Genomic DNA, 2,539 nt, shown 5'->3' with positions numbered 1-2,539 from the left:
GTCCCGTTGCGCGACATCTGCTCGGCAGCGCCCAAGGCCGCAATCGAAATGCTGTTTCGCGGTGTTGCCCTGGAAGAGGGCCGCTTTGGCATTCGGTCGAACTGCGTCGCTCCGGGTTTTATTGATGCCGGACTGGGCCATGAATTGATCGCAAAGCCGGGGATCGAGGACTGGGTCGACGGCTTGCGCAAGATGCTGCCGATGAAGAAGTTCGGAACGGGAGAGGACATTGCCGAGGCCGTTCTCTTTTTGCTGTCAGAAAAGGCGAAGTACATAACCGGTCAGTCGCTTGCAGTCGATGGAGGCCTCCAACTCTAGCCTGACTCTGATCCCGCCGCCCGACAACATAAGGAACGAATGATGTTCAAAGTGATGTGGCTCATGAAGCGCAAGGCGGGAACATCAATGCAGGATCTCATCGATTATTATGAGAGCACGCATTCCGTTCTTGGGGCCAAGCTGTTCAAGGAAAACAATTTCAGACCTGTCAAATATATGAGGAAATATCTTCACCCAATGGGTGATCCCATGTCGGAGGGAGAAAATTCTCGCGAAACTGAGCCCGAATATGATGTCGCAATGGAAATGTGGTTTCATTCACGCGAAGATTTTGACCGGCTGGTCGAATTCGCTTCGTCTGAAGCGGTTGCCGATATGATCATCGCCGACGAAAGGCGGTTCCTTGATCGAGAGCGGCGGGCTGTCTTCATACTCGAAGAGCACGAAACCCACTTCGGATAATGTCGCGCTAAAATATCGCGCCTTGCCGTCAATCTCCGGGTCAGACCGCGACGGGCACATAACAAGTGCTCCGCCGCGGTCCTCCGTTTTCAACAGGTGTCCGCCAATCGGCCTTGCAGCCTTAAGGCACGATACCGGGTTAAGCCGTGCCGGCCCGGTTCATGGCGATGGTGTCGTCATGCGATAGCTCTTCGTAGCGCGCCATGAACTCCTTGATCAGAGTTTCACGATTGTGCGGTGCGCGCTCCTTGTTGGCCGCCGCCAAGGCAACCTTCAGTTCGTCCAGCGTAAGTTCGGTGCAATAGGCCGGAGTGCCCGGCTGCTGCCGCCAGGAATCCGCCAGCGAACCAGAATCCAGCGGGTCGAAACCCGTGGCGCTTACCAGTTCCATGACCGTTGCCTTTGCCTTCGCATCGTCGCCGGCAACCGGTAAAGCCAATCGGCCGGGCGCACCCGCAGGCTTGCCGCGTTCTGCCAGCGTATACGCCAGGCCAGCGTTCCACGTCTTTATCACCGGTCGGCCGATCTGTTCGCTGACCCATAGGCTTTCCGGCTTGCCCTGCTCCAACTCGGGGATGGAATTGTCGCGGAACGGATAATAGTTCGAGGTGTCGACTACGATAACGTCGGACGGAACGTCGTTGAACAGAGTTTTCAAATCGAAGTAGCCGATGGTGGGAATCGACAGGACGACCACGTCGACATCCTTGACCGCATCTTCGGTGGTCACTGCCTTGGCGCCTGTCTCCTCTGCCAAATCACGCAGGGTCTCGGGCCCGTCGGCGTTCGCTATCTTCAGGCCATGCCCGCTGGCGGCCAACTTGCGGATAAGCGTGCTTCCGATGGCACCCGTGCCAATAATTCCGATTTTCATACAAGCTCCTTTTATAGAATTCGTTGGTTGTGCATTGATCAAGGCAATGGGTTCCGGTCCCCCGCATGTCGGTGATGCGCCTATTCCCCTTCCTTACCTCAAATCCGCACATCGCGGCGCAGTTCCGCAGCAGGCGATATGGGTCGCCATCAGAGCTTTCCTCCTATGTTCCCGGTCAGCGAGCAGTCGCCTCGCCGGATTATGCGTTGGCCATATTTATCAGAACGGACTTTGGCGGGGTTGCACGAACAGGGCGCGTGCCTCTGCGCACAGGCGATCGCCGTCGTGCAGCGTGCCGTTTACATAGGCCTTGCGGCCATCGACTTTCTCAAGCCAGCTTGTGTAGCGAAGCTCGCGGTAGAGCGGGGCAGGGGCGCGATAGCTGATCTGGAGATCGACCGTCATCCGGACCACGCCTGCCTGGACGACGCCCAGCAGTTCATCGAAGGTGGCGGCGATAAACCCGCCTTGAACGAAACCGGGCGCGCCTTGATGCGGGCTGCCATAGGTTGCGAAGCCCTCGGCCCGCTCTCCGTTCAAGATGAGGCGAAAGGGCGGGGCGACTGGATGAAGCCTTCCGGTGAAAGGGCCAAGCTCGCTCAACTCACCCAGGCCGGTGAGCGCGCCTTCGATGAAGCGGACATGACCGGGTCGCTTCGGCTCCCTGGAAAGTAACCCGCAAGCGCGCTGAATCGCTGCCGCAGCTTCCTCGATCACTGAATCGTTGGCCTGGGAACAGGCAAAATCCTCTAACAAGGTCCGCAGTGACTCCGCCAGGTTTAGCCGCGCCGTCAGTCCGTTTTCTGCGGCGCGCTGTCGGATTTCCGCAGTATCGATGCTGGCGCTCATTGTCTAATCTCTAAATTGTTAGGCATCGCTTAGAATTCCCTTGGGCCTGCGGTTGTTGAGACGCCATCACCTTAA

Annotated in this window: 4 protein-coding genes; 2 read left to right on the top strand and 2 right to left on the bottom strand. The window is 57.7% G+C overall.

The genetic code is table 11. The features are described from left to right. Both HNQ99_RS16350 and HNQ99_RS16345 read left to right on the top strand, forming a co-directional pair. Positions 1–318, top strand: a 318-nt coding sequence (locus HNQ99_RS16350) for an SDR family NAD(P)-dependent oxidoreductase (RefSeq protein WP_184477630.1), incomplete at its 5' end; no start/stop codon positions are given. A gap of 42 nt (positions 319–360) precedes the next feature. Next, positions 361–741 (top strand): EthD domain-containing protein, encoded by a 381-nt coding sequence (locus tag HNQ99_RS16345; protein WP_184477628.1) that lies wholly within the window; start codon positions 361–363, stop codon positions 739–741. Positions 742–880: 139 nt separating this feature from the next. Here the strand turns inward: HNQ99_RS16345 and HNQ99_RS16340 are convergent, their stop codons facing one another. Together HNQ99_RS16340 and HNQ99_RS16335 are read right to left on the bottom strand one after the other, a co-directional pair. After that, the gene (locus HNQ99_RS16340; protein ID WP_184477626.1) at positions 881–1,615 is read right to left on the bottom strand and encodes an NADPH-dependent F420 reductase; all 735 of its coding nucleotides are present in this window, start codon (positions 1,613–1,615) and stop codon (positions 881–883) included. Between the two features lie 219 nt (positions 1,616–1,834). Continuing rightward, on the bottom strand, positions 1,835–2,464 hold the full coding sequence (locus HNQ99_RS16335; protein ID WP_184477624.1) for a PaaI family thioesterase: 630 nt from the start codon (positions 2,462–2,464) through the stop codon (positions 1,835–1,837). Positions 2,465–2,539 lie beyond the last annotated feature (75 nt).

The organism is Rhizorhapis suberifaciens, from assembly GCF_014200045.1.
Classification (GTDB): domain Bacteria; phylum Pseudomonadota; class Alphaproteobacteria; order Sphingomonadales; family Sphingomonadaceae; genus Rhizorhapis; species Rhizorhapis suberifaciens.
Note: the sequence above shows the minus strand (reverse complement) of the source record. Positions and strands in the feature narration are given on the sequence as shown.

Excerpts from the sequence above, each read along its gene's own strand:
- HNQ99_RS16345 (WP_184477628.1), top strand. The coding sequence starts at position 361 with ATGTTCAAAGTGATGTGGCTCATGAAGCGCAAGGCGGGAACATCAATG.
- HNQ99_RS16335 (WP_184477624.1), bottom strand. The coding sequence starts at position 2,464 with ATGAGCGCCAGCATCGATACTGCGGAAATCCGACAGCGCGCCGCAGAA.
- HNQ99_RS16340 (WP_184477626.1), bottom strand. The coding sequence starts at position 1,615 with ATGAAAATCGGAATTATTGGCACGGGTGCCATCGGAAGCACGCTTATC.